Origin of the sequence: Roseateles subflavus (genome assembly GCF_030285365.1) — a bacterium.
GTDB classification, from domain to species: Bacteria; Pseudomonadota; Gammaproteobacteria; order Burkholderiales; family Burkholderiaceae_C; genus Roseateles_B; species Roseateles_B subflavus.
The window spans coordinates 424,116-449,200 of record NZ_JASVDS010000003.1 but is presented as its reverse complement, the minus strand read 5'-3'; the positions used below and the strand labels follow the sequence as shown (position 1 = coordinate 449,200).

Genomic DNA, 25,085 nt, shown 5'->3' with positions numbered 1-25,085 from the left:
AACCCCAGCCCAAAGACAAAGCGCCGCGGCATGCGGCGCTTTTTTCAGGGCCGCTCGCAGCGGGCCAGGACGCGCGACGCCGCAGCGTCGCGCGGGACGGTCACATCCAGTAGACGACGGCGTACAGGCCCAGCCACACCACGTCCACGAAGTGCCAGTACCAGGCGGCGCCTTCGAAGCCGAAGTGGCGGTCCTTGGTGAAGTGGCCCTTCTGCAGGCGCAGGGTGATGAACAGCAGCATCAGCATGCCCACGAAGACGTGGAAGCCGTGGAAGCCGGTCAGCATGAAGAAGGTCGAACCGTAGATGCCGGAGCTGAGCTTGAGGTTCAGCTCATGGTAGGCATGCGCGTACTCGTAGCCCTGCACGCACAGGAAGGTGATGCCCAGCAGCACCGTCAGCCACATGAAGGCGATGGTGCGGGCGCGGTTGCCGGCGATCAGCGCGTGGTGCGCGATCGTCAGCGTGACGCCGGAGGTCAGCAGCAGCGCGGTGTTGATCGTGGGCAGCGGCAGCGGGCCCATGGTCGTGAAGGCTTCCACCGTGGCGGCCGGCGAGGCGGTGGCACCGGCGGCAACGCTGGGCCACAGACCCTTGAAGTCCGGCCACAGCAGCTGGCTCTCGAGGCTGCCCAGGGCCGGCACCGAGTAGACGCGGGCCCAGTACAGCGCACCGAAGAACGCCGCGAAGAACATCACCTCCGAGAAGATGAACCAGCTCATGCTCCAGCGGAAGGAGACGTCGATGCGGTCGCTGTAGAGGCCGCCCTCGCTCTCGCGGATGGCATCGCCGAACCACTGCTTGAGCACGACGGCCCACCACAGCAGGCCGAAGGCCAGCGAGTAGGCGCCCCACTCATGGCCGTTGACCCACTGGCCGGCCCCGAGGATGACGAAGAACAGGCCGAAGGCGGCCATCACCGGATGCCGCGACGGGCCCGGCACGAAGTAGTAGGGAGTGCTTCCCTGAGAGGTCGCTGCCGACATTGATGATCTCCTCGATCTTCTAACGACTCAATTCAATTCAACACTAGGAGCCCGCCACGCCGCTGCCGATCACCCACTGGACCAGCAGCACGAGGCTGACCACGAATACTGCGGCCGCGATGACGCCGGCGATGATCACATGCACCGGGTTCAATTGCGCCACATCCTTTTCATACCCGGCCCCCTTGCGGATGCCGATGAACGACCAGGCCACCGCCTTCATCGTTCCGAGGAAGCTGCCCTTGCGGGCCGCCGCTTCCTTCAAATCCTGTCCGGCCTTGCTCACAGCGCACGCTCCTGCGAGGGAGCCGCGGCCTGCGGCGCCGCCGTCTTGCCGACGCCCTTGCCGCTCACCTCGAAGAAGGTGTACGACAGCGTGATGGTCTTGACGTCCCTGGGCAGCTTCGGGTCCACGTAGAACACCACCGGCCACTGCTTCACCTCGCCCGGGGCGAGGGTGTATTCGTTGAAGCAGAAGCACTCGAGCTTCTTGAAGTGGGCCGTCGCCTGCTTGGGGGCATAGCTCGGGATGGCCTGGGCCGACATCGTCCGGTCCTGCACATTGCGGAACTCGTACATGACGGTCGTGAGCTCGCCCGGGTGCACCTTGAGGTGGTTCGTGGCCGGCTTGAAGTCCCAGGGGCCGCGGGCGTTGGCATCGAACTCGATCTCGATGCTGCGGCTGTAGTCCACCTGGGTGTTCTTGACGTCCTCGGCCCGGGCCACATGCGCGCCCTCCGCGAGCGTGAGCACATTGATGCCCAGCGCCGTGCAGACTGCGCGGTAGACCGGCACCAGCGCATAGCCGAAGCCGGACATGAGCGCCACGACGACCAGCAGCTTGCCCATCATGAGCCGGTTGTCCCGGCGCAGGAGGGCGGCGAGTTGCCAGCGCTTGTCGCTCATGACGGCCTCAGTGCCCCAGCCAGGTCATCTTGACCATGAAGCCGACCATGAAGGCGATCGCGACCGAGGCCAGGATCAGGCCCAGGCGGCGATTGGCCTTGCGTTGTTCAGGCGACGTGCTCATCACGGGGTCCTTCAGCCGATCACCTTGGTGGCGGTGGCGTCCAGCTTGGGCGGCGTCTCGAAGGTGTGGAACGGGGCCGGCGACGGCACTTCCCACTCCAGGCCTTCAGCGGCTTCCCAGGGCTTCTGCGGGGCCTTCTCGCCCTTGCCGCGCATCATGGGGACGGCGACGGCGAAGAAGAAGTAGACCTGCATCAGACCGAAGCCGAAGGCACCGATGGACGCGACCATGTTGAAGTCGGCGAACTGCATCGGGTAGTCGGCGTAGCGACGGGGCATGCCGGCCAGACCCAGGAAGTGCATCGGGAAGAAGGTGATGTTGAAGAAGATCAGCGAGCCCCAGAAGTGGATCTTGCCGCGCGTCTCCGAGATCATCACGCCGGACCACTTCGGGCCCCAGTAGTACACGCCGGCGAACAGGGCGTACAGCGAGCCGGCCACCAGCACGTAGTGGAAGTGGGCGACGACGTAGTAGGTGTCCTGGATCTGGATGTCGATCGGCGCCATGGCGCAGATCAGGCCGGTGAAGCCGCCCATCGTGAACACGAAGATGAAGCCCACGGCCCACAGCATCGGGGTCTCGAAGGTCATCGAGCCACGCCACATGGTGGCCAGCCAGTTGAAGATCTTCACGCCCGTCGGCACGGCGATCAGCATCGTGGCGTACATGAAGAACAGCTGGCCCGTCACCGGCATGCCCGTCGCGAACATGTGGTGGGCCCACACGATGAAGGACAGGATGGCGATGGAGGCCGTGGCGTACACCATGGAGGCGTAGCCGAACAGGCGCTTGCGGGCGAAGGCCGGCACGATCTGGCTCACGATGCCGAAGGCCGGCAGGATCATGATGTAGACCTCGGGGTGACCGAAGAACCAGAAGATGTGCTGGTACATGATGGGGTCACCACCACCAGCGGCGCTGAAGAAGCTGGTGCCGAAGTGGCGGTCCGTCAGCGTCATGGTGATGGCGCCGGCCAGCACGGGCATCACGGCGATCAGCAGGTAGGCCGTGATGAGCCAGGTCCAGGCGAACATGGGCATCTTCATCAGCGTCATGCCGGGCGCGCGCATGTTCAGGATGGTCACGATGATGTTGATCGAGCCCATGATGGACGAGGCGCCCAGGATGTGCATCGCGAAGATGCCGGCATCCATGGAGGGGCCCATCTGCAGCGTCAGCGGCGCGTACAGCGTCCAGCCGGCCGCGGGGGCGCCGCCGGGCATGAAGAAGGACGCGACCAGCATGAGCGCGGCGGGGATCATCAGCCAGAAGCTGAAGTTGTTCATCCGCGCGAAGGCCATGTCCGAGGCGCCGATCTGCAGCGGGATCATCCAGTTCGCGAAGCCCACGAAGGCCGGCATGATCGCGCCGAACACCATGATCAGACCGTGCATGGTCGTGAACTGGTTGAACAGCTCGGGATTGAAGAACTGCAGGCCGGGCTGGAACAGCTCGGCGCGGATGCACAGGGCCAGCACGCCGCCGATCATCAGCATCGTGAAGGCGAACAGCAGGTACAGCGTCCCGATGTCCTTGTGGTTGGTGGCAAACACCCAGCGGCGCCAGCCGGTGGGCGCATGGTGGTCGTCGTGGTGATCGTGCCCGTGGGCATGAACGTCATGACCGTGGGGGTCAAGCACTGCACTCATGTTGATTCCTCTGTTCCTTGACGTTCAAACCATCACTTGCGCGCGGCCACGATCTCGGCCGGCTGCACGAGCTGGCCGGTCTTGTTGGACCAGCTGTTCTTGGTGTAGGTGATGACGGCGGCGATCTCGGTGTCGCTCAGCTGCTTCCAGGCGGGCATGCCCTTGTCCAGGCGGCCGTTGAGCAGCACCTGCACCTGGTCTTCATGCTTGTCGGAGAGCACCACGGGCGAGCCGTCCAGGGCCTTGATGGGGCCGGCGCCCTTGCCGTCGGCCTTGTGGCAGGCGGCGCAGTTGGCGTTGTAGACCTTCTCGCCGCGGGCGATCAGCTCTTCCTGCTTCCAGACCTTGGCGGGATCGTCCGCCTTGGCGGCCATTTCCTTCTTCTTGCCGTCGACCCACTTGGAGTAGTCCTCGGCGGACAGCACCTTCACGTGGATGGGCATGTAGGCGTGTTCCTTGCCGCACAGCTCGGCGCACTGGCCGTAGAAGTCGCCGGTCTTCTCGGCCTTGAACCAGGTGTCCCGCACGAAGCCGGGAATGGCATCCTGCTTGACGCCGAAGGCCGGCACCATCCAGGCGTGGATGACGTCGTTGGCGGTGGTGATGATGCGCACCTTCTTGCCGACGGGCACCACCAGCGGGTTGTCCACGCGCAGCAGGTAGTCGTCGACGGCTTCGGGCTTGCCGGAGTCGGAGGCGTTGCGCTGGTTCACGTCCAGGGTGGACAGGAAGCCGATGCCCTCGCCCTCGCCCTTGATGTAGTCGTAGCCCCACTTCCACTGATAGCCGGTGGCCTTGACGGTCAGGTCGGCGTTGGTGGTGTCCTTCATCGCGACGACGACCTTGGTGGCCGGCAGGGCCATCAGGATCACGATGATGAAGGGCACGACGGTCCAGGCGATCTCGACCTTGACGCTCTCATGGAAGTTCGCGGGCACGGCGCCCTTGGACTTGCGGTGCTTGATGATGGAATAGAACATCACCCCGAAGACCGCCACGAAGATGGCCAGGCACAGCACCAGCATCATGTTGTGAAGCCACATCTGCTCGCTGGCGATCTTGGTGACCGGCGGGTGCAGGTTCAGCTGGTTGACGGCAGGGCCGCCCGGCAGGTCCTTGACGGGGTTCGCCAGTGCGGCATGGGTGGCCAGCGTCGCGCCCAGCGCCAGGCTGTAGCGGCTGCAGGCCCGCCCCAGCTGACGCACAGCTGCGTTCATCATCTTCATGGTCGTCACTTCTGTCTCCAATCGATCCGACAAGCCGACGCGCGCCCCTGAGGTCCGCACATCCGCCCTTGCGTCCTTCCCGCCAGCCCCCATGTCATGCCATGCAGCGCGACACGGCAGAGCCGGCTCGACAAACCTACAGCTTCCGAGACCCCGCCCCTGGCAAGTCCTGACCCCGCACCCGGCCTCAGCTCATCAGGCATTGGCGGGTGCAAAAGACTGCCACTGCACCAGCCTGACGCAGGTGTCGCAGCCGCAGCCGCCAGCACCTGATTCAAATAGCCTCACCTGTTGACCTGACGCAAAGCCAAGGCACCGTAAATACCCTAGGATGAAAGGGATTTGGCCTCAGAAAACCGCGGGATTTTAGCCCAGGCACCCTGAGGCCATGTGGTCTTTGTACGTCGCATACACCTGCCTGTTTACCCTGTAGACAGGGCCGTCTTTGAGCCGCTCAGGCGGCGGGCGCGGGGTCAGTCCTTGCCCGGGCGGCGCACCATGCTGCGCATGTCGTCCAGGCTGACGCGGGTCTCGCCGCTCATCCGCGGTCGCGGCACGGGCTTGAAGGCGTGGCCGTAGACCAGCTCCACGCTGAGGGCAATCAGGCCATCCGGCCCCCGCATCCCGTCCAGCGCGACCAGCAGGCGATCCCGCCAGCGGGGCGTCCGCAGCCCCGCGAAGCGCCCCGGCGCCACATTGCCGCCCAGGGCATGGAGGTCGGCCAGCAGCTTGGCCGGGTCCGCCCAGGTGAGGCGCAGGCGCTCCTGGTCCATCACCGGATCCGCGAAGCCGGCCTCCACCATCATGTCGCCCAGGTCGTGCATGTCGACCCAGGCCGGCAGCGGGCGGCCCCAGCCCTCGGCCTCATACAGGCGCACCAGCTCCACGAAGCTGTCCGGCCCCAGGCAGGAGAACATCAGGAAGCCGTCCACCGCCAGCAGCTGGTGCCAGGTCTTGAGCAGGTCGGGCTTGTCCGGCGCGGCATGCAGGGCCATGTTGGCCCACAGCATCTGCACCGGCTCCCCCCCCTGCGCCAACTGCGGCCGGGCGCCGCCGAGCATCTTCTTCCACCAGGGCTGGTGCAGCCGGGCGGCCGCGCGCTCACGCAGGGCCGGCGTGGGCTCCAGCCACCAGGCACGCGCCTCGGGGTAGGCCGCCGCCAGCGCCGCCTGGCTGTCCCCGAGGCCGGGCGCCCAGTCCAGGTAGTCCGACGGCTTGAGCTTGATGAAGTCCAGGCGCTCCGCCATGCGGCGCGCCACCTCGGCATGGAGCCAGGGCGCTGCATCCCGCCGGGCCAGACGGCTGAGCTGGTGCTGCAAGGCCAGGGCATCAACCTGATGGGGGACGGAGCGCGCGGAATCGTTCATCGGCGTCAGTATATTGAGCCATGCCCACCCCCGCCCGGACCCGCAGCAAAGGCCTGATGGCCGCGTCCCTGGCGCTCCTGGGCGCGCTCGGCGGCCAGTGTCTGCTGTGCCGCCAGGGGAGCCGGACGCGGCTGTGCGAGGCCTGCATCGGCACCGCCCGTCAGGCGGCAGATCGCGACCGGGCGGCCCGCTGCGAGACCTGCGCCCTGCCCCTGCGGGCGGCTGCCAGCCTGCGCTGCGCGCGCTGCCGGCGCCAGCCGCCCGCCCTCGACCACTGCCTGGCCGCGCTCGACTATGCCCACCCCTGGGACCGTCTGCTCCTCGACTTCAAGTTCAACGCCCGCCCGCAGCTGGCGCGTCCGCTTGCCGAGCTGATGCTGGACCTGTCGTCCCCCGCCACGCGCCCCGACCTGCTGTGCTGCGTGCCACTCTCCCGGGAACGCATGGCCGAACGCGGCTACAACCAGAGCCACGAGCTCGCCCGGCGCCTCGCCGGCCCGCTGGGCCTCCCCTACGCGCCGCGCCTGTTGCGGCGCCTGCCGGGACCGGTGCAGTCCCGCCTCGACGCCGCGCAGCGCCGGCGCGAGGTGCAGGGCGCCTTTCTGCTGTCGCCCGGCCAGGCGGCACGGGCACGCGGCGCCTGCATCACGGTGGTCGACGACGTCATGACCACCGGCGCCACCCTCGACGAGGTGGCGCGCACGCTCAAGCGGGCCGGCGCGCGCGAGGTCCGGGCCTGGGTGCTGATGCGGGCCACCTGACGGCGCGCCGCCGGCCACGCAGGCCCTAGACTGCGCACATGTTCCGCATCGTCCTGGTCCACCCCGAAATCCCGCCCAACACGGGCAACGTGATCCGCCTGGCCGCCAATACCGGCTGCGAGCTGCATCTGATCGAGCCCCTGGGCTTCTCGATGGAGGACCGCCTGCTGCAGCGCGCCGGGCTGGACTACCACGAGTACACGCGCCTCAAGAGGCACGCCGACTGGGCCGCCTTTCTCGCCGCCGAGCAGCCTGCCGCCGACCGGCTGTTTGCCTTCACGACACGCGGCAGCCACACGCTGGCCGAGCAGCGCTGGCAGCCGGGGGACTGGCTGGTCTTCGGCTCGGAGACCGCGGGCCTCCCGCCCGAGCTGCGGGACAGCTTTCCTGCGGCGCAGCGCGTGCGCCTGCCCATGCGGCCGGCCCAGCGCAGCCTGAATCTCAGCAATGCGGTGGCGGTGGCCGTCTTCGACGCCTGGCGTCAGCACGGCTACGACGGCGGCGCCTGATTCGCCGGCGTCACCCGGCGGGCCCGCCGCGCCGGGCCGCCCCCTGCGCTATTCCGGCTTGAGCCGCAGCCGCTGGATCACCCGGCCCCAGCGCTCGCGGTCTTCCTGCATCTGGCGGCGCAGCCCCTCGGGCGCGGAGCCGATGGCATTGAAATGCTGGGCCAGCAGGCGCTCGCGGAAGGCCGGGCCACGTACCAGCGCACTCACGAGCGCCGCCATGCGGTCCACCAGGGGTGCCGGCGTGCCGGCCGGCGCGAGCAGGCCCTGCCAGGACAGGGCCTCGAAGTCCTTCAGCCCCTGCTCCGCCAAGGTCGGCAGCTCGGGCCAGCTGGTGTTGCGCACGCTGCCGCTGAGGCCCAGCGCGCGCACCCGCCCCGCCTTCCATGCGCCCAGAGCCATGCCCGGCACCATGAACGCCGCCTGGATCTCGCCGGCCAGCAGCGCCTGCAGCACCTGCGGAAAGCCGGCATAGGGCACATGGTTCAGCGACACCCCGGCGCGCGCGGCCAAGTCCTCCATCGCGAGGTGCGAGGCACTGCCCGGGCCGACCGAGCCATAGTTCGGGCCCACGCGCTGCGCGCGCAGCCACTCGAGAAAGGCCGGCAGGGTGCTGACGCCGAGGCTGGGTGACACCAGCAGCACGTTGGGCGACGAAGCGATCAGGCTGACGGGGGTCAGGTCTTTCCTGGCGTCGTAGCCGGGCTTGCGGCTGAGCAGGTCGGCGGTCGTCAGAGGGCCCTGGATGGTCAGCAGCCAGGTGTAGCCGTCGGGTGCCGCATGGGCGGCAAGGCCCGTGCCGATGAGGCCGCCGGCGCCCGGCTTGTTCTCGACCACCACCGCCTGCCCGAGCTGGGGCCGCAGCCCGTCGGCCAGCGCACGCCCGATCAGGTCCGGCGAGCTGCCCGGCGGGAACGGCACGATGAGCTTGAGCGGGCGCTGAGGCCACGCTGGCGTCGCCGCCAGGCCTGGCAGCGGGACCGCGAGCAGCCCCGCGAGCTGCCCCGCGAGCTGCCACAACGCGTCGCGACGATCCGGCATGGCGGGCTCCCTCTGCGCGTGCGTCAGTGCTCGGCCCGCGCCTGGCGGCCCATGAGCAGGTCCACGCCAGCGCGCGGGCTCAGCCGGCCCTCGAGCACGGCGACGACAGCCTCGGTGATGGGCATGTCCACGCCCTTGGCGCGGGCGCGGGCCAGCACCGTCGGGGCGCTGTAGACGCCCTCCGCCACGTGCCCCAGGCGGTGCAGGATGTCGTCGAGGGCCAGGTCCTGCGCGAGCAGCAGGCCCACGCGGCGATTGCGGGAGAGATCCCCCGTGGCCGTCAGCACCAGATCGCCCATGCCGGACAGCCCCATGAAGGTCTCGGTGCGGGCGCCCAGGGCCAGTCCCAGGCGCAGCATCTCGGCCAGGCCGCGCGTGATCAGGGCGGCGCGGGCATTCAGACCCGGCGCCTGCTCCGGCCGTCCGGCGGCTTCCGCCTGCTGGCGCAGGCCATCGGCGATGCCCACCGCGATCGCCATGACGTTCTTGACGGCACCGCCGACCTCGACCCCCACGGGATCATTCGCGCTGTAGACGCGCAGACGCTCCCCATGGAAGGCCTGCACACCCAGCTGCGCCAGGGCGTCATCCTCGCTGGCGGACACCAGGGCCGTCGGCTGACCGGCCGCCACCTCCTGCGCGAAGCTCGGACCCGAGAGAATGCCGACCTGCAGATCGGGCCGCACCTCGCGGGCGATCTCGTGGCCCAGCAGTCCGGTCCCCGCCTCGAAGCCCTTGCACAGCCACATGACGCGGGCGCCCCGGGGCATCTGCTGCAGCATGCCGCGCAGCGCCGCCATCGGCGTAGCGATGATGAGGAGCCCGTCGCGGGCATGCGAGAGCGCCACGTCCAGCCGGCTGTCGAGCTGCAGTGCCGCGGGCAGGGGCGCACCGGGCAGGTAGCGCTCGTTGCTGCGGCTGGCCCGCATGTCCTGCACCTGGGCCTCGTCACGGGCCCACAGCAGCGCGTCATGCCGCGCGGCGGCCTGGATGGCCAGTGCGGTGCCCCAGGCACCGGCTCCCAAAATGCTGATCTTCATGGCGTTGCCGGATTCGGGGACGCGAGGCCCCGGGTTCTGGTTTCGTTCGACACAAGAGGGAGCGCCTGAAACGACGACGCCACCTCGCGGTGGCGTGCTCGGGGCGCAGCCCCCGGATGCGCTTCAGGCATGCGGCCCGCCCCTTGTCGGAGCGCGGCCCGGACCCGCAGGCCCGATCATGCCAGGGTCGCTCAGTTCAGGGCTTCGGCGGCCGGCTGTTCGGCCTGGGCCTGTTGGCGAGCCTCGAACATGGCCTGGAAGTTCACTTCCGTCAGCAGCACGGGCGGGAAGCCGGCGCGGGTGCAGATGTCGGACACGACGGCGCGCAGGTAGGGGTAGATCATCTGCGGGCACACGATGCCCAGGATGCCTTCCATCTGCTCCGGCGGCAGGTTGCGGATCTCGAAGATGCCGGCCTGCTTGGCCTCGATCAGGAACAGGGTGCGGTCCGCGGCCAGCTTGGTGGTCACGGTCGCGGTCACGGCGACTTCGAACATGCCTTCGGCGACCGGATCGGCAGCCAGGGTCAGGTTGATGTCGACCTGCGGCTGACCCTGCTCGGTCAGGATCAGCGGGGAATTCGGCTGCTCCAGCGACAGGTCCTTCAGGTACATGCGCTGGATGTTGAACACAGGGGTCAGTTGCTCGTCGGACATGGTGATCTCGTGGTGTGGGTAGATGCCCGGCAAACATACCGCCGCCAAGCAGACGGGGCGGATTATCACCCACCCCGCGGCGGCGTCCGGGAGCGGACTTGCCCGCCCTTGAATTGGCGCAAGATGACCCCACGCCAGAGCGGCAGGCGGCCGCCGGCCTGGAGGCACCGCGCCTGCGGCCCGTCACGGGCCGGAGCGGTGTCAGGCGCTTTGCTGCAGCAGCGGCATCAGGCCGCCGCGCTGGTCGAGGGCCATGAGGTCGTCGCAACCACCGACGTGGGTGTCGCCGATGAAGATCTGGGGCACCGTGCGGCGACCCGTGAGGGTCATCATGGCCTCGCGCTGCGCGGGATCGAGGTCCACGCGGATCTCCTCGATCTGCTCGACGCCGCGCTGCTTCAGCAGGGTCTTGGCCCGCACGCAGTAGGGGCAGACCTGGGTGGTGTACATCTTCACAAGGCTCATGGCCGGACTCTCATTCACTCTCTACGCGCGACCGACGGGACGGCCCTCAGGCCTTCTCGATGGGCAGATTGGCCTCGCGCCAGGCCTTCATCCCACCGGCGAGCACCTGCACATTGGCATGCCCCGCCTTGCGAAGGATGCCAGCGGCGCGGCTGGCACGTGCGCCGCTCTGGCACACCAGCACGAGAGGCAGGGTCTTGTTGGACGGCAGGTCCTTGCTCGCCTCGAGTGTGCCAAGCGGGATGTTGCGCGCACCGCTGGCATGGCCCGCGGCGTACTCGGCGGGCTCGCAGACGTCGATCAGCAGGCCCTTCTCGCGATTGACCAGGCGCACCGCCTCGTTCGTGTTGACTTGGCCGGCGCCGCCGCCCTGCAGGGCGCCGCGCAGGAGCAGGCCGCCAGAGACCAGGGCCGCCAGGACCAGATACCAGTTGTCGATCAGGAATTTCAATTCGGGGCCTCAATGGGAAGGGGTGGCGGATTATAGAAAGGCGCCCGGGGCCTCGGCGCCGACAGCGCCGCACACCCTGCGCAGGACGGACGAGTCCATGAAAAACGGCGCCCGAAGGCGCCGTGGGGGGCACGTCGAGCGCGGGGCTCAGCCGAGCTTGAACGTCGACACGGCCGTCTGCAGCGATCGCGCCTGCTGCTCGAGGCTGCTGGCCGCAGCCGCGGCCTGCTCGACGAGCGCGGCGTTCTGCTGCGTCATCTGATCCAGCTGCGTGACGGACTGGTTCACCTGCGTGATGCCCTGGCTCTGCTCGCTGGACGCCGCGGTGATCTCGCCGATGATGTCCGAGACGCGCTGCACGCTGGCCACGATCTCGCTCATGGTCGCGCCCGCATCCTGCACCAGGCGGCTGCCGGACTCCACCTTGTCGACGCTCGCGCCGATCAGCGCCTTGATCTCCTTGGCGGCCTCGGCACTGCGCTGGGCCAGCGAGCGCACCTCGCCCGCCACCACCGCGAACCCACGCCCCTGCTCGCCCGCACGCGCCGCCTCGACGGCCGCGTTCAGCGCCAGGATGTTGGTCTGGAAGGCGATGCCGTCGATCACCCCGATGATGTCGTTGATCTTCTTGGAGCTGGCGTTGATCTCGTCCATGGTGGTGACCACCTGGTTGACCACCTCGCCGCCCTTCTGGGCCACGGCCGCCGCCGAGCCCGCGAGCTGGTTCGCCTGCGCGGCCGCATCGGCGCTCTGGCGCACCGTCTCGGTGAGCGTCTGCATGTTGGAGGAGGTCTGCTCGAGCGACGTCGCCTGCTTCTCCGTCCGCACCGAGAGGTCGTGGTTGCCCACGGCGATCTCGCGGGAGGCCACGGTCATGGAGTCCGTGCCCGTGCGCACATTGGCCACGATCGACGCCAGGCCGCTGGACATGTCGCGCACCGCGGCCAGCAGGCTCGCGTCCGCGCCCGGGCTCACGACGATGTCCTGGGACAGGTCGCCCTCGGCCATCTGGCGCATGACGTCACGCGCGTACTCGGGCTCACCGCCCAGCTGGCGCCAGACGCTGCCGATCACGAAGAACGAGCCGGCGCCCAGGCACAGCACCACGACGAGCCCGCTCACCATGATGGCGGTGAGGCTCGACGACACGCCGGAGCTCGCGGCATCCAGCCCGCTGTCGAAGCTCTGCCGGGCCTCCGTGCGCGCCTTGGCCAGCACGCCTTCCAGGTCCTTCAGCGCGGCCTGCATCTTGGGAATGGCGCCGGCCTGGTCGCCCTGCTTCATGCCCAGGAAGAGCTGCGCCGTGTCGGACGCCGCGGTGTAGTAGTTCTCGAAGCTGGACGACAGCTTGCCGGCCGTCTCCGAACGGCCTTCGATGGCCTTGATGGTGGCCAGCGTCTTGCGCATCGCGCCCGCGCGCTCGTTGGCCTCGTCCAGGCGCTTCTTCTCGCCCTCGGCCACCGCGCTCTGGATGGTCGCGCCCAGGGCCTCGAGCTGCGAGGCGAACTGGTTGGTGGCATCGAGGTACGGCGCATGCACGCTGCCGATGGCCTTGATGGCGCCGGATGTTCGCGCCGAGAAGGCCAGCACGACGGCGATCCCGATCGCGAAGATCACAGCCGCCAGCACTGGCAGCAGCCAGATCCGGGTTTTGACATTCATGTCCAACTCCTTGGTCGCCGGGCACGGCGGGTCTCGCCCCGCCCGGCTTTCTTCTTCACCGACTCAATCGACGGTCAGGACGACCTTGACGCTGCCGTCAACGGCAGACTTCTCGATGTATCCGATGGCGTCGGGGTTGCCCGCCACGAACTTCTTCACCTCGGCAGAACTGCCCACTTCCTTGGGCGGCGTGGCCTTGCCGGAGAAGACCAGACGCGACCAGGCCGCCTTGACCTGTGCGCTGTTCTTGCCGGTGACCTTGGTGTAGAAGGTCTCGCGGATGGCCGCGCTTTCCGGCTGGTCCACGGGGGCGGCGGCCGCACCGCTGGGCAGTGCATTGCTCTTGCCCAGGAAGATGTTGGCCACCTGTTCGGCCGTCATGTTGGCGGCGGCGCTTTTGGGGTTCACGACCACGGCGACCTGCGCCTGGGCGGCACCCGCCATCAGCAGGGCAGCCAGGCACAGCGCACGAGAGACGAAACGATGCATCAGACGCATGTGGGCCTCCTCAGAAAACGAAGTCCACAGACACGCTGTAGACGTTGACCTTGCTGGACCCGAAGCTCGCCTGCGGGTTCGTGAACAGGCCCGGGCCGGTGGGCGTGATGCGCTCGTACTGGGCCTTCACCGCGACGTTGCGGTAGGCGTCCCAGCGCAGACCCAGGGCCACCGACTTCTGCTGGTTGCTCTGGTCGTACAGCGTCTTGTCGACGACGGCCTTCAGGTCGGCGATGGGGAACGGGGCCGGCGGCGACGGGATCTTGACGCCGGCAGGGATCACGTTGTTGACGTTGCTGTCCTTCTGCTTGAGCTCGGAGACCGTCACGTAGGGCGTGAACTTGCCGAAGCGGTGACCCAGCGTGGCGTACCAGCCGTCGGTGTCCGGCACGTAGCTTTCCGTGCGACGCATCGTGTACTCGGCGTTGGCCAGCCAGTCGCCCTGGTCCCAGCTCACCCCGATGCCGGTGAAGGTGGCCTTCTTGTCGACGGCCGAGAGCTGGTCGCCCACCGCGCCGAAGGGCGTGGCATGCAGCAGCGTCACGAGGCCGGCCAGCGAGACGCTGTCCACGGTGAGCTTGCCCTGGACATGCCCCAGGCGCAGCGTGAAGCCGCCGTCGAGCTCGGCCGTGGCGTTGAAGCCGGCCATGCTCTTCATGTGCACGTCCACGCCTTCGAAGACGGCGTCGGACTTGCCCGCGTAGAACTGCAGGTTGACCGTGCTGCCCCCCAGCGCGCCCTGGTAGCTGATGTCGGCGCCGTCCATCTGGCTCACCGGCACCTGGCCGTACACGTCCTGGGGCGGGCGCAGCCAGGTGTTGGCATAGCCCACATCACGGAAGTCGGACACGGCGAAGAACGGGCCGCCCATGCGGCCGACGCGCATGCTCAGCGAGGGGCTGAACTGCGCCTTGGCGAAGGCCCACTCGATGCCCGGCTTGTAGTTGCCGTCGCCGTTGTGCTTGCTCAGCACCTGCACGGTGGCCGAGAACATGTCATTGAACTTGGCCCCCACCTGGACGCCGAGCTTGGTGTCCACGTCGCCGCTCCACTTCTTGGTGGCGCCGCTCGGCTGGCCGGAGATCACGAAATCCGCCTCGTCGGTACTCGTCTTGACCATGCCCACCGTGCCGAAGCCGGAGAAGGTGAACATGGAAGCGGTGTCCGACTGCGCCTGCGCCGACAGGGCCAGCACGCCCAGCGCCAACGGCGCCAGCCGAAGTGATTTCAGAACCATCATCTAGGTCTCCTTTGGTTTGAAATAAAAAGGCGGCCCGTCCAGCAAAGAACGGGCCGCATCATGCATGTCCGTTGCTTTCGGCAAGGCTGCCGCGTTCTTTAGGAAAGTCCCGATCCAGACCACGCTCGATAGAATCCGGGCCACGCCGCAGCTCGCTGCGCAGGCCTCGCGCCGGCAGGCATCCTGCCTGCCGCCCTCTCAAGGAACCGAATCGCCCATGTACAAGCTCGTTCTCATCCGCCATGGTGAATCCACCTGGAATCTGGAAAACCGCTTCACCGGTTGGACCGACGTTGACCTGACCGCCACGGGTGTGGAGCAGGCCAAGCAGGCCGGTCGACTCATCAAGGATGCCGGGCTGGACTTCGATGTGGCTTACACGTCCATGCTCAAGCGTGCAGTTTGGACGCTTTGGCATTGTCTGGATCAGATGGATCGAACTTGGTTGCCTGTAGTCCACAGTTGGCGTCTCAACGAGCGCCACTACGGCGCCCTGCAGGGTCTCAACAAGGCCGACATGGCCAAGCAGTATGGGGACGAGCAGGTCCTGGTCTGGCGCCGCAGCTACGACACCCCGCCGCCGCCGCTGGAGGCCCAGGACCCCCGCAGCGAGCGCGGTGACGTGCGCTACGCCCGGCTCAAGCCCGAGGACGTTCCCCTCACCGAATGCCTGAAGGACACGGTCGCACGGGTGCTGCCCGTCTGGAATGACAGCATCGCACCCGCCATCAAGGCCGGCAAGCGTGTGGTGATTGCGGCACACGGCAACAGCATCCGCGCCCTCGTGAAGTACCTCGACGGCATCGCCGACGACGCCATCGTGGGCGTGAACATCCCCAACGGCATTCCGCTCGTGTACGAACTGGACGCCGATCTCAAGCCCATCAAGAGCTATTACCTTGGTGACGCCGAGGCCGCAGCCAAGGCCGCAGCGGCCGTGGCCAGCCAAGGCAAGGCCTGACCCTCCCATGCGCCTTGCGAGGCCGCTCTGACAAGCAAAGGCGAGTGAACTGCTCGCCTTTTTTCTTGTCCGTGGCCATCGGCGCTGCCGCAGGGCCCCGTGAACTATTCAACGGTATCGTCGACCATGCCCGCACTCGCTGCCAACCTCTCCTTCCTGTACCAGGAGCTGCCGGCCGCCGAACGCTGGGCCGCGGCGCGGTCGGACGGCTTCGCGGCCTGCGAGATCCTCTTCCCCTACGCCGAGCCGGCGGCGCGCCTCGCCGCACAGCTGCAGGCGCTGGACCTGCGCCTGGCCCTGTTCAATGCGCCGGCCGGCGACTGGGCCGCGGGCGATCGCGGCCTCGCCTGCCTGCCGCATCGGCACGAGGATTTCCGGGAGGGCCTGCTGCGCGCGCTGGACTACGCCGGCATCATGGGCACGCTGCGCCTGCATGTGATGGCCGGCGTGCCGGAGACCTCGGTCTCGCCGGAGGCGGCTCAGGACGGCTACCTCGCCCAGCTGCGCTGGGCCGCCGAGCAGGTCGGTGACGGCGACCTGCGCCTGTGCATCGAGCCCATCAACCGCCTCGACATGCCCGGCTACTTCCTGCACAGCCAGGCGCAGGCGCACGCGCTGCTGGATCAGCTGAACGACCCGCGCGTGCTGCTGCAGTTCGATGCCTACCACTGCCAGCGCAGCGAGGGCGAGGTGCTCCACAAGCTGCGCGACGCCTTCGAGCGCGGCCGGCTGGGCCATGTGCAGGTGGCCGGCGCGCCGGACCGGCACGAGCCGGATCGCGGGGAGCTGCGCGTGGAAGCGCTGCTGCAGGCGCTGGACGACTGGGGCTACACCGGCCACGTGGGTTGCGAGTACCGGCCTGCCTCGGGCACCCGTGAAGGGCTGGGCTGGGCCCGCCCCTGGCTCAGGGACTGAGCCAGCAGGTCCGGCTGGCCTGCGCTCAGCCGCGCGCGTCGATGGCCGCGGCGATGAGGGGCACGACGCTGACGGCGTTGCTCTCGTGCGGCACCGCGTTGCTGCTCCAGACATGGCGCACGCCTGCCGCCTTCAGCAAAGGCAAGGCATCGCCGTTGAAAAGGGCATGCGTGACCGCCACGTCCACCGAGGCCGCCCCGCGCGCCAGCAACTGCTCGGCCGCGCCGATCAGGGTGCGGCCGGTGGAGGCCATGTCGTCCAGCAGCACGACCGCCCTGCCCTTCACCTCGACGTCGGGCAGGGCCAGGCGGACCTGGTGGTCGCCCTCGCGCAGCTTGCGACCCACGGCGTGATCCAGGCCGCCGGCCTGGGCGGCTTCCTTGACCCACTGGCCCGACTCCTCGTCCGGCCCGATCAGCAGTGCGCCCGGCACGTGGCGGGCGATCCAGGCGCCCAGCACCGGGGCGACGGACAGCGCCACGCCGACACCGGGCGGCATGACCTCGTCCAGGCTGCTGATGCGGTGCAGGTGCGGGTCCAGCGTGATCACGCGGTCGAAGAGCTGGGCCAGCCAGCGCGCCACATGCCGCTGGCTGACAGCCTCGCCGGGGGTGAACTCGATGTCCTGGCGCATGTAGGCGAGGTAGGGCGTGACGAGGGTCAGGCGTTGCGCCCCGAGCTCCCGCGCGGCGGGCGCGGCGATGAGCAGCTCCACCATCTTCTCGTTGGGCTGCTGCAGGCCGCGCAAGAGGATCACGCGCTCGGGCAGCGGCTTGGGCAGCACGAGGCGCAGCTCGCCATCGGGGAAGCGGTGGCGGCGGATGAAGTCCAGGCGCAGGCCGAGGGCCTCCGCCAGTTCGCGGGCCAGGGGCGCTTCGTCCTCGAAGGCGAGCAGCAGGGTCAGGTCTTGAGCCATGGCGCAGTTCAGGGTCGGGTTCAGGAGGTGATCAGATCGAGAAGAAGCCCGCGGCGTGCGAGGCCTCGGCCCAGTCGGCGGCGCTGCCCAGGCGGCAGCCGCTGTCCCGGGCCGCCAGCTCGCGGGCGAACTGCAGGTCCGTCGGGTACTGGGCATGGATGCGGTAGAGCGGCTCGCCGGCCTTCACCGGGTCGCCCAGCTTGCGCAGCAGGTCCAGGCCCGCGCCGGGCACCTGCGGCGCGCCGGCCAGGCGGGCGATGCGGGCGATGCGCAGGTTGTCCAGAGCCAGCACCACGCCGTCCTGCGGCGCGAGGATCTCGGTGCTCAGCGCCCCCAGCGAAGGCGGCTCGGCGCGGCGGCCCTGGGCGTCGATGATGGCCTCCATCTGCGCCAGCGCACGGCCGGATTCCAGGATGTCCCGGGCGATCTGGTAGCCCTGCCCGCCCCGCACATCGGGGTCGAACTCGATCATGCGGCCGGCGAGGCGCAGCGACTTCTGGCGCAGGTCGTGCGGTCCCGCGGGGTCCCCGCGCAGCACCTGCATCACGTCGCGCGCCTCCAGCACCGGACCGATGCCGCGGCCGATGGGCTGGCGGCCGTCGCTGATGACCACGTCCAGCTGCAGGCGCAGGTGCTCCGCCACGAACTCGAAGAGCTTCTTGAGCCGGTGCGCCTCGGCCATCGAGCGCACCTTGGCGCTCTCGCCCACCGGGATGTCGAGCACGAGGTGCGTGGAACCGGCGGCGATCTTCTTGGACAGGATGGACGCCACCATCTGCCCCGGGGAGTCGATGGACAGAGGCCGCTCGACGCTGATGAGGATGTCGTCCGCCGGCGAGAGGTCCGCCGTACCGCCCCAGGCGAGGCAGGCATGGTGGTCGCGCACGATGCTCACCATGCGGTCGAAGGGCAGCTCGACGTTGGCCAGCACCTCCATGGTGTCGGCCGTGCCGGCGGGCGAGGTGATGGCGCGCGAGCTGGTCTTGGGGCACAGCATGCCGTGCGCCGCGACGATGGGCACCACGAGCATGGACGTGCGGTTGCCCGGGATGCCGCCGATGCAGTGCTTGTCCACGACCGGCCCCGAGCCCACCTGTGCGCGCCAGTCCAGGCGACGGCCGACCGCGATCATGGCTTCGGTGAGGTGCAGCACCTCCTCGCGGTCCAGCTCGACCTGGTTGGTCGCGACCACGAAGGCCGCCAGCTCGATCTTGGAATAGCGGGCCTCGGCGATGTCCTTGATGATGGCCATCAGGTCCTCGCGGCCCAGGCGCTCGCCATTGATCTTGCGGTGCAGGGCCGCGATGGAGTGCGGCGGCTCGGCATGGGCGATGCTCGCGACGTGGCCCTCGGCGACGCCCAGCCGCGCGAAGGCCTCCTCGCTCACGCCCAGCTCGCAGATGCTGACGATGCGTTCGTCATCCACCACGTTCAGCACCGCCTGGATGGTGCAGCCGTTGGCGTGGATCTCGACCTTGGACAGCGCCTGGAAGCCCGCCGCGCGGACCACGGGGCAGTCCCGGTGCAGGTAGGCGACGTTCTCGCGCCAGGTGTCGATGCCGACGCGGCGGATCTGGAGATGGGAGGCTTGGGCGCTCATGCCCGGATGGTAGTCCCGCGCGTGCTCAGCCAAGCTTGGCGGCGATCAAGTCGCGCAGATGATCGGCGAGCAGACGGCGGTCGGCATGGGCCGTGGCGTGGGCCGGCAGCACCTGCAGCTCGATGGCCAGGCCCCGGGCCGTCACGACGCGCCAGAGGCTCTGCACCAGGGTCGTGTCCCCGATGAAGCGGGCGCTGTGGCTGTAGCGCTGTCCGGGCTCGTGCCAGCGCAGCACCACGGGCTGCACCGGCAGTTCGGTGGCGATGGCCGCCTGCAGCAGATTGCCGTGGAAGGGCAGGAGCTCGGGGCCGGGGCCGGTCGTGCCCTCGGGGAAGAAGGCGATGGTGTCGCCGGCCCGCAGCGCCTCGGCGCACTGGTGCACCACGCGCAGCGCATCGCGCTTGGAGGCACGCTCGATGTAGAGCGTGCCCACCGCCGTCACCAGCGTGCCGACGAGCGGCCAGGCCTTGACGTCCGACTTGGAGACGAAGCGTGCCTCCGGCATGAGCGCATGGACCGCCGCGATGTCGAGCCAGGAGACATGGTTGGCCACCAGCAGCTTGGCGCCGGGGCGCGGCTGCCCCTGGCTGGCCCACGTGATGCCCAGCAGGCGCAGCATCTTGCCGGACCACCAGGCCACCCGCCCCTGCCGCTGCGCCGGCGTGTAGGTGCCGAAGCGCAGCTGCACGATCAGCAGCCCGTGGATCACGTGCAGCGTCAGCCGCAGCAGACGCCAGAGCCCGACCAGCCCGCGCATGGGCTCAGTGCGCCTCGTAGGCCAGCGTGCCGGCCACGATCGTCGTCTTCACGCGGCCGGGCAGCTCGAAGCCGCTGACCTCGAAGGCGAAGGGCGTGTGCGTGCCCTGGCTCAGCAGCTGATCCGGCTTGACGGCCCAGCGGGCGCCGGCGTCGAACAGGCACAGGTCGGCCACGCCGCCCTCCACCAGGCGGCCGGCGCTGGCCGAGAGCGAACCGAGCGCATTGCCCAGCACCCGCACCGGCTCGCTGCTGACCACGGCCAGTGCGCGCGCGAGCGGCAGCTGGGCATCCTCGGCCCACTTGAGGGCGACGCTCAGCAGCAGCTCCAGGCCCGTGGCACCGGGCGTGGCCTCGGCGAAGGGCACGTTCTTCTCGTCGGCGCTGACCGGCATGTGGTCGGAGACCAGCGCGTCGATCGTGCCGTCGGCCAGCGCGGCGCGCAGCGCGTCGCGGTCGCGGCCCTGGCGCAGCGGCGGCGTCAGGCGCATGGCGGTGTTGAAGTAGCCGATGTCGACGTCGGTCAGGCACAGGGAGTTGATGGACACGTCCGCCGTCACCGGCAGCCCCTCCTGCTTCGCGGCGCGCAGCAGCGCCACGCCCGCCGCGCTCGAGAGCCGGCACAGGTGCACGCGCGCGCCGGTGGCCCGCATCAGCTCGAAGATGGTGTGCAGGGCGATGGTCTCGGCCGTCACGGGCAGGCCGGAGAGGCCCAGGCGCGTGGCCACGGCGCCGCTCGCGGCCACGCCGCCGGAGAGCCACGGGTCCATCGGATGCAGCCACACCGTGTAGTCGTAGGTGGCCGCGTACTGCAGCGCGCGCTGCAGGAACTGCGTGTTGCGGATGGGCACCTCGGCCTGCGAGAAGCCGACGCAGCCGGCCTCCGTCAGCTCGGCCATCTCGGTCAGCTGCTCGCCCTTGAGGCCGCGGGTCAGCGCGCCCAGCGGGAAGAGCCGGCACATGCTGAGCTTGCGGGCGCGGAACTTGAGCATCTCGACGAGGCCGGGCTCGTCCAGCGTCGGGTCGGTGTCGGGCGGGCAGACGAGGCTGGTGATGCCGCCCGCGGCGGCCGCGGCGAGCTCGGTCTCCAGCATGCCTTCGTGCTCATGGCCCGGCTCGCGCAGCCGGGCGCACAGGTCCACGAGGCCCGGTGCCACCACGAGCCCGGTGGCGTCGATCACGCGCTGGGCGTCGAAGTCCGCCGGCACATCGCCCAGGGCCACGATGCGGCCGGCGGCGATGGCGAGGTCCCCCACGCGGTCCAGCCCGGAAGCCGCATCCACCAGGCGGCCGTTCTTGATCAGGATCTTCACTTGCTGTTCTCCGCTCAGTTGCCGGCCAGGATGCTCATCACGGCCATGCGCACCGCGATGCCGAAGGTCACCTGGGGCAGGATCACGCTCTGCTGGCCGTCGGCCACCTCGGAGGCGATCTCCACGCCGCGGTTGATGGGACCGGGGTGCATCACGATGCAGTCGGGCTTGGCCAGCTGCAGCTTCTCGGGCGTCAGGCCGAAGCTCTTGAAGAACTCGCCCGTGCTCGGCAGCATGGCGCCGTTCATGCGCTCGTTCTGCAGGCGCAGCATGATGATGACGTCGGCGTCCTTGATGCCCGACTCGAGGTCGTGGCACACGCGCACGCCCATCTCGCGCAGGTCCCCCGGCACCAGGGTCTTGGGGCCGACGGCGCGGATCTCGGGCACGCCGAGGATGTTCAGCGCATGGATGTCGGAGCGGGCCACGCGCGAGTGCACGATGTCCCCGACGATCGCCACCGTCAGGTTGCGGAAGTCCTTCTTGTAGTGACGGATCGTGTACATGTCCAGCAGGCCCTGCGTCGGGTGGGCATGCCGGCCGTCACCGGCGTTCACCACGTGCACGTGCGGTGCGCAGTGCTGGGCGATCAGGTAGGGCGCGCCGCTCTCGCTGTGGCGCACCACGAACATGTCGGCGTGCATGGCCGAGAGGTTCGCGACCGTGTCCAGCAGGGTCTCGCCCTTGGCGGTGGAGCTGCGGGCGATGTCGAGGTTGATCACGTCCGCCGAGAGCCGCTTGGCGGCGATCTCGAAGGTGGTGCGCGTGCGGGTGCTGTTCTCGAAGAAGAGGTTGAACACCGACTTGCCGCGCAGCAGCGGGACCTTCTTGACCTCGCGGTCATTGACCGACAGGAAGGTGCCGGCGGTGTCCAGGATCTGGTGGATGACGGCCTGGGGCAGGCCCTCGATGGAGAGCAGGTGCACCAGCTCGCCGTGCGTGTTCAGCTGGGGGTTGCGCTTGGACAGCATGGGGCTCAGGCTCCTTTGACATCAAAGCTGAAGCTGCCGGCCTCGTCCTTGGCCAGGCGCAGGCGCTGGGCGGGGGCGAGGTTGACGCGGGCGGCCGAGAAGACCGGCTCGATGGGCAGCTCGCGGCCGCCGCGGTCCACCAGCACGGCCAGCTGCACGCTGGCGGGGCGGCCGAAGTCGAAGAGCTCGTTGATCACGGCACGCACGGTGCGGCCGGTGTAGAGCACGTCATCGACCAGCACGATGTGGCGGCCGTCGACCTCGAAGGGCAGGCGCGTGTGGTCGCTGCCCACGGTCATGCCCTTGGAGCCGAAGTCGTCGCGGTGCAGGGAGCTGGAGATCACGCCGTGCGCGTCCAGCGGCAGGTCCGCGGCCAGACGCTCGACCAGCCAGGCGCCGCCGGACCAGATGCCCACGAGGGCGATCCCGCCTTGCGGGCGTGTGGCCAGCAGCCGCTGCACACCCTGGCGCAGGTCGGCGTACAAGGCCTCGGCATCGAGGAGTAAGGTGCTCATGAATGCTCTCGGAAGTACTGTTCAAGAATGAGGGCGGCCGACGTGGAGTCGACGTCGCGGGCGCCCAGGCTCTCGGCCTCGACGCTGGTGTAGCGCTCGTCCACCTCGTACACGCGCAGGCGGAAGCGGCTCCTGAGCTGGCGGCCGAACTTGCGCGCGGCGGCGGTCATGTCGTGCTCGGCGCCGTCGGGGTGGCGGGGCACGCCGATCACGAAGGCGTCCGGCTGCCAGTCCTTGATGAGCCGCGCGATGGCGTCGAAGCGGGCGTCGCCGCTGACCGTGATTGCGCGCAGGGGCTCGGCCTGCTTGAGCATCACGTGCCCCTTGGCGACGCCGATGCGGCGGGTGCCGAAGTCGAACGCCAGCAGCGAGGCCGGAGGCGGCAGCTCGGGCGAAGCGGAAACGGGGGCGCTGGACGCAGGGGCGGCTGGAGTGGCGGGGGAGCGGTCTGCGCTCATGCGTGCCCCGCCTCCGTGCTCAGCATGCGCGGGTCGATGCCCAGCAGCGCGAGGGCGCGCTCGTAGCGCTGCTCGACGGGAGTCTCGAAGATGATCTCGGGCGCGGCGTCGACGGTGAGCCAGCCATTGCGGCCGATCTCCTCCTCGAGCTGGCCCGCGGCCCAGCCGCTGTAGCCCAGCGTCACGAGCAGCTTGCGCGGGCCGGCGCCGTGGCTCAAGGCCTCGAGGACGTCGCGGCTCGTCGTCATCTCCAGGCCGCCCGGGATGGCCAGCGTGGCGTTGTAGTGGCCGCCCTGCTCGTCCAGGCGCTCGTGCAGCACGAAGCCACGCTCCGTCTGGACCGGGCCCCCATAGAAGACGGGGCGGGCCGCCAGGGTCTCGTCGGGGAGGTTCAGCTCGACCTTCTCGAAGAGGTTGCCCACCGTCAGGGAGATGGGCTTGTTGATCACGAGGCCCAGGGCGCCCTTCTCGTTGTGCTCGCACATGTAGACCACCGAGCCGGCGAAAGCGTCGTCGGCCATGCCGGGCATGGCGATGAGGAACTGGTTGGTCAGGTCGATGCGGTCCTTGGACATGGGGGCATTTTAGGGGCTGGCTGTTCGGGCGCCCCTGCTTCGCGGACACTGCGGGCCCATGCGCCATGACAAATCTCTGGTCTGGTTCCGCCGCGACCTGCGCGCCGAGGACCACGCCGCCCTCCATCACGCCCTCAAGAACAGCCGCCAGGTGACCTGCGCCTTCGTGCTGGACACCGAGATCCTGGACGCCCTCCCCCGGGCCGACCGGCGGGTGGCCTTCATCCTGCAGTCGCTCGAATCGCTGGACGAGGCCCTGGCCGCGCTGCAGCCGGGCGCCGGGCTGCTCGTGCGCCATGGCGTCGCCCGGGACGAGATCCCCCGCCTGGCGGCCGAGCTCGGCGTGGACGCCGTCTACTGCAACCATGACGACGAGCCCGCCGCCCTCGCCCGCGACGCGCAGGTCAGCCAGGCCCTGGCCCGGCAGCGGCGCGCCTTCCTGAGCTTCAAGGACCACGTGATCTTCGAGCGCAGCGAGGTGCTGACCGGCCAGGGCAAGCCCTACGGCGTGTTCACGCCCTACAAGAACGCCTGGCTGAAGCAGCTCACGCCCTTCTTCCTGTCCAGCTATCCCATCGCGCGCCATGCCGCGGCGCTGGCGCCCTGCCCCGCCCGCGGCGTGCCCAGCCTCGCCAGCATCGGCTTCGAGCCGCTGGCGCTGCCGGCCCTGCTGAGCGGCGGCTCGGCCCGCGCCGAGGCCCTCTTCCAGGACTTCCTCGGCCGCATGGCGCGCTACGACGAGCAGCGCGACTTCCCCGCCATCAAGGGCCCGAGCTACCTGAGCGTGCACCTGCGCTTCGGCACCATCTCCATCCGACGTCTGGCGCGCGAGGCCTGGAGCCGCGCGCAGGCCGGGGAAGCCGGCGCGGCCGTGTGGCTCTCGGAGCTGATCTGGCGGGACTTCTACCACCAGGTGATGCACCACCACCCGCACGTCGTGACGCAGGCCTTCCGCCCCGAGTACGACCGCATCGAATGGGCGACAGGCCCCGAGGCCGACGCCCATTTCGCCGCCTGGTGCGAGGGCCGGACGGGCTACCCGCTGGTCGACGCCGCGATGCGCCAGCTGGCCCAGACCGGCTACATGCACAACCGCCTGCGCATGGTCACGGCGAGCTTCCTGGTGAAGGACCTGGGCCTCGACTGGCGGCGCGGCGAGGCCTGGTTCGCACGGCTGCTGCTGGACTTCGACCTCGCGGCCAACAACGGCGGCTGGCAGTGGGCGGCGTCCAGCGGCTGCGACGCCCAGCCCTACTTCCGCATCTTCAATCCGGTGAGCCAGAGCGAGAAGTTCGACCCCGAGGCCCGCTTCATCGAGCGCTACGTGCCCGAGCTGGCCGCGCTGCCGCCCCGGCTGCGCCATGCGCCCTGGGAGGCGCCGCCGCTGGCACTGCAGGCCGCCGGCGTGGTGCTGGGGCGCGACTACCCGCCTCCCGTCGTGCGCCACGACGAGGCCCGCGCCACGACGCTGGCGCGCTATGCCGTGGTCAAGTCGCGCGCCCTGCCCGAGGCCTGAGCGCCCGCCCGG

General features: G+C 69.3%; 28 protein-coding genes. 5 read left to right on the top strand and 23 right to left on the bottom strand.

Features of this window, described 5'->3' with window-relative positions; genetic code table 11:
• Positions 1–100: 100 nt before the first annotated feature.
• The 7 genes from QRD43_RS12990 to QRD43_RS12960 form a co-directional block, all read right to left on the bottom strand.
• Positions 101–985, bottom strand: a complete 885-nt coding sequence (locus QRD43_RS12990; RefSeq protein WP_285982894.1) for a cytochrome c oxidase subunit 3 — start codon at positions 983–985, stop codon at positions 101–103.
• A 43-nt stretch (positions 986–1,028) separates the two neighbouring features.
• On the bottom strand, positions 1,029–1,208 hold the full coding sequence (locus QRD43_RS12985) for a DUF2970 domain-containing protein (RefSeq protein WP_285983186.1): 180 nt from the start codon (positions 1,206–1,208) through the stop codon (positions 1,029–1,031).
• Between the two features lie 59 nt (positions 1,209–1,267).
• Positions 1,268–1,891: a cytochrome c oxidase assembly protein gene (locus QRD43_RS12980; protein ID WP_285982893.1), complete on the bottom strand. Its 624-nt coding sequence runs from the start codon at positions 1,889–1,891 to the stop codon at positions 1,268–1,270.
• Positions 1,892–1,898: 7 nt separating this feature from the next.
• Positions 1,899–2,015 (bottom strand): cytochrome oxidase small assembly protein, encoded by a 117-nt coding sequence (locus QRD43_RS12975; RefSeq protein WP_285982892.1) that lies wholly within the window; start codon positions 2,013–2,015, stop codon positions 1,899–1,901.
• 11 nt (positions 2,016–2,026) lie between these two features.
• Positions 2,027–3,664 carry a cytochrome c oxidase subunit I gene (ctaD, locus tag QRD43_RS12970; RefSeq protein ID WP_285982891.1) on the bottom strand — a complete coding sequence of 546 codons (1,638 nt, stop codon included), beginning with the start codon at positions 3,662–3,664 and terminating at the stop codon, positions 2,027–2,029.
• A 32-nt stretch (positions 3,665–3,696) separates the two neighbouring features.
• The gene (gene coxB / locus QRD43_RS12965) at positions 3,697–4,890 is read right to left on the bottom strand and encodes a cytochrome c oxidase subunit II (RefSeq protein WP_434063873.1); all 1,194 of its coding nucleotides are present in this window, start codon (positions 4,888–4,890) and stop codon (positions 3,697–3,699) included.
• Between the two features lie 473 nt (positions 4,891–5,363).
• Complete coding sequence (locus QRD43_RS12960) at positions 5,364–6,257, bottom strand: class I SAM-dependent methyltransferase (RefSeq protein WP_285982890.1); 894 nt, start codon at positions 6,255–6,257, stop codon at positions 5,364–5,366.
• A 20-nt stretch (positions 6,258–6,277) separates the two neighbouring features.
• Between QRD43_RS12960 and QRD43_RS12955 the strand changes: the two genes are divergently transcribed.
• Entirely contained in the window at positions 6,278–7,018 is a 741-nt protein-coding gene (locus QRD43_RS12955; protein WP_285982889.1) for a ComF family protein, read from the top strand.
• Positions 7,019–7,056: 38 nt separating this feature from the next.
• Positions 7,057–7,527: a tRNA (uridine(34)/cytosine(34)/5-carboxymethylaminomethyluridine(34)-2'-O)-methyltransferase TrmL gene (gene trmL / locus QRD43_RS12950; protein ID WP_285982888.1), complete on the top strand. Its 471-nt coding sequence runs from the start codon at positions 7,057–7,059 to the stop codon at positions 7,525–7,527.
• Between the two features lie 48 nt (positions 7,528–7,575).
• Here trmL and QRD43_RS12945 read toward each other — a convergent pair whose 3' ends face one another.
• The 8 genes from QRD43_RS12945 to QRD43_RS12910 form a co-directional block, all read right to left on the bottom strand.
• Entirely contained in the window at positions 7,576–8,565 is a 990-nt protein-coding gene (locus QRD43_RS12945; protein WP_285982887.1) for a Bug family tripartite tricarboxylate transporter substrate binding protein, read from the bottom strand.
• 23 nt (positions 8,566–8,588) lie between these two features.
• Positions 8,589–9,605 (bottom strand): NAD(P)H-dependent glycerol-3-phosphate dehydrogenase, encoded by a 1,017-nt coding sequence (locus QRD43_RS12940; protein ID WP_285982886.1) that lies wholly within the window; start codon positions 9,603–9,605, stop codon positions 8,589–8,591.
• 191 nt (positions 9,606–9,796) lie between these two features.
• Complete coding sequence (gene secB / locus QRD43_RS12935) at positions 9,797–10,261, bottom strand: protein-export chaperone SecB (protein ID WP_285982885.1); 465 nt, start codon at positions 10,259–10,261, stop codon at positions 9,797–9,799.
• A 201-nt stretch (positions 10,262–10,462) separates the two neighbouring features.
• Positions 10,463–10,726 (bottom strand): glutaredoxin 3, encoded by a 264-nt coding sequence (gene grxC, locus QRD43_RS12930; RefSeq protein WP_285982884.1) that lies wholly within the window; start codon positions 10,724–10,726, stop codon positions 10,463–10,465.
• Positions 10,727–10,772: 46 nt separating this feature from the next.
• Positions 10,773–11,177, bottom strand: coding sequence for a rhodanese-like domain-containing protein (locus QRD43_RS12925; RefSeq protein WP_285982883.1), 405 nt, complete (start codon positions 11,175–11,177; stop codon positions 10,773–10,775).
• Positions 11,178–11,324: 147 nt separating this feature from the next.
• Positions 11,325–12,839, bottom strand: a complete 1,515-nt coding sequence (locus tag QRD43_RS12920) for a methyl-accepting chemotaxis protein (protein WP_285982882.1) — start codon at positions 12,837–12,839, stop codon at positions 11,325–11,327.
• A 63-nt stretch (positions 12,840–12,902) separates the two neighbouring features.
• Positions 12,903–13,337: a type 2 periplasmic-binding domain-containing protein gene (locus QRD43_RS12915; RefSeq protein ID WP_342399039.1), complete on the bottom strand. Its 435-nt coding sequence runs from the start codon at positions 13,335–13,337 to the stop codon at positions 12,903–12,905.
• A gap of 10 nt (positions 13,338–13,347) precedes the next feature.
• Positions 13,348–14,577, bottom strand: coding sequence for a porin (locus QRD43_RS12910; RefSeq protein WP_285982881.1), 1,230 nt, complete (start codon positions 14,575–14,577; stop codon positions 13,348–13,350).
• A gap of 217 nt (positions 14,578–14,794) precedes the next feature.
• Between QRD43_RS12910 and gpmA the strand changes: the two genes are divergently transcribed.
• The gene (gene gpmA, locus QRD43_RS12905) at positions 14,795–15,538 is read left to right on the top strand and encodes a 2,3-diphosphoglycerate-dependent phosphoglycerate mutase (RefSeq protein WP_285982880.1); all 744 of its coding nucleotides are present in this window, start codon (positions 14,795–14,797) and stop codon (positions 15,536–15,538) included.
• A gap of 126 nt (positions 15,539–15,664) precedes the next feature.
• A complete protein-coding gene (locus QRD43_RS12900; RefSeq protein ID WP_285982879.1) occupies positions 15,665–16,453 on the top strand; it encodes a hydroxypyruvate isomerase family protein in 789 nt (262 codons plus the stop codon).
• Between the two features lie 25 nt (positions 16,454–16,478).
• Here the strand turns inward: QRD43_RS12900 and QRD43_RS12895 are convergent, their stop codons facing one another.
• From QRD43_RS12895 to QRD43_RS12860, 8 genes are read right to left on the bottom strand one after another with little or no spacing between them, the layout of a single operon-like run.
• Positions 16,479–17,369 carry a ribose-phosphate diphosphokinase gene (locus QRD43_RS12895; protein ID WP_285982878.1) on the bottom strand — a complete coding sequence of 297 codons (891 nt, stop codon included), beginning with the start codon at positions 17,367–17,369 and terminating at the stop codon, positions 16,479–16,481.
• A 31-nt stretch (positions 17,370–17,400) separates the two neighbouring features.
• A complete protein-coding gene (locus tag QRD43_RS12890; protein ID WP_285982877.1) occupies positions 17,401–18,969 on the bottom strand; it encodes a thymidine phosphorylase family protein in 1,569 nt (522 codons plus the stop codon).
• Between the two features lie 25 nt (positions 18,970–18,994).
• The gene (locus QRD43_RS12885) at positions 18,995–19,726 is read right to left on the bottom strand and encodes a lysophospholipid acyltransferase family protein (protein ID WP_285982876.1); all 732 of its coding nucleotides are present in this window, start codon (positions 19,724–19,726) and stop codon (positions 18,995–18,997) included.
• A 4-nt stretch (positions 19,727–19,730) separates the two neighbouring features.
• Positions 19,731–21,038, bottom strand: a complete 1,308-nt coding sequence (locus tag QRD43_RS12880; protein ID WP_285982875.1) for a dihydroorotase — start codon at positions 21,036–21,038, stop codon at positions 19,731–19,733.
• A gap of 14 nt (positions 21,039–21,052) precedes the next feature.
• Entirely contained in the window at positions 21,053–22,009 is a 957-nt protein-coding gene (locus QRD43_RS12875; protein WP_285982874.1) for an aspartate carbamoyltransferase catalytic subunit, read from the bottom strand.
• Positions 22,010–22,014: 5 nt separating this feature from the next.
• Positions 22,015–22,524 (bottom strand): bifunctional pyr operon transcriptional regulator/uracil phosphoribosyltransferase PyrR, encoded by a 510-nt coding sequence (gene pyrR, locus QRD43_RS12870; protein ID WP_285982873.1) that lies wholly within the window; start codon positions 22,522–22,524, stop codon positions 22,015–22,017.
• The gene (ruvX, locus tag QRD43_RS12865) at positions 22,521–22,982 is read right to left on the bottom strand and encodes a Holliday junction resolvase RuvX (RefSeq protein WP_285982872.1); all 462 of its coding nucleotides are present in this window, start codon (positions 22,980–22,982) and stop codon (positions 22,521–22,523) included. The genes pyrR and ruvX overlap by 4 nt, the downstream gene beginning before the upstream one ends.
• Positions 22,979–23,557, bottom strand: coding sequence for a YqgE/AlgH family protein (locus tag QRD43_RS12860; protein ID WP_285982871.1), 579 nt, complete (start codon positions 23,555–23,557; stop codon positions 22,979–22,981). Before QRD43_RS12860 ends, ruvX begins: the two co-directional genes overlap by 4 nt.
• A gap of 58 nt (positions 23,558–23,615) precedes the next feature.
• Here QRD43_RS12860 and QRD43_RS12855 point away from each other — a divergent pair, with 58 nt between their 5' ends.
• On the top strand, positions 23,616–25,073 hold the full coding sequence (locus tag QRD43_RS12855) for a cryptochrome/photolyase family protein (RefSeq protein WP_285982870.1): 1,458 nt from the start codon (positions 23,616–23,618) through the stop codon (positions 25,071–25,073).
• Positions 25,074–25,085: the final 12 nt, after the last annotated feature.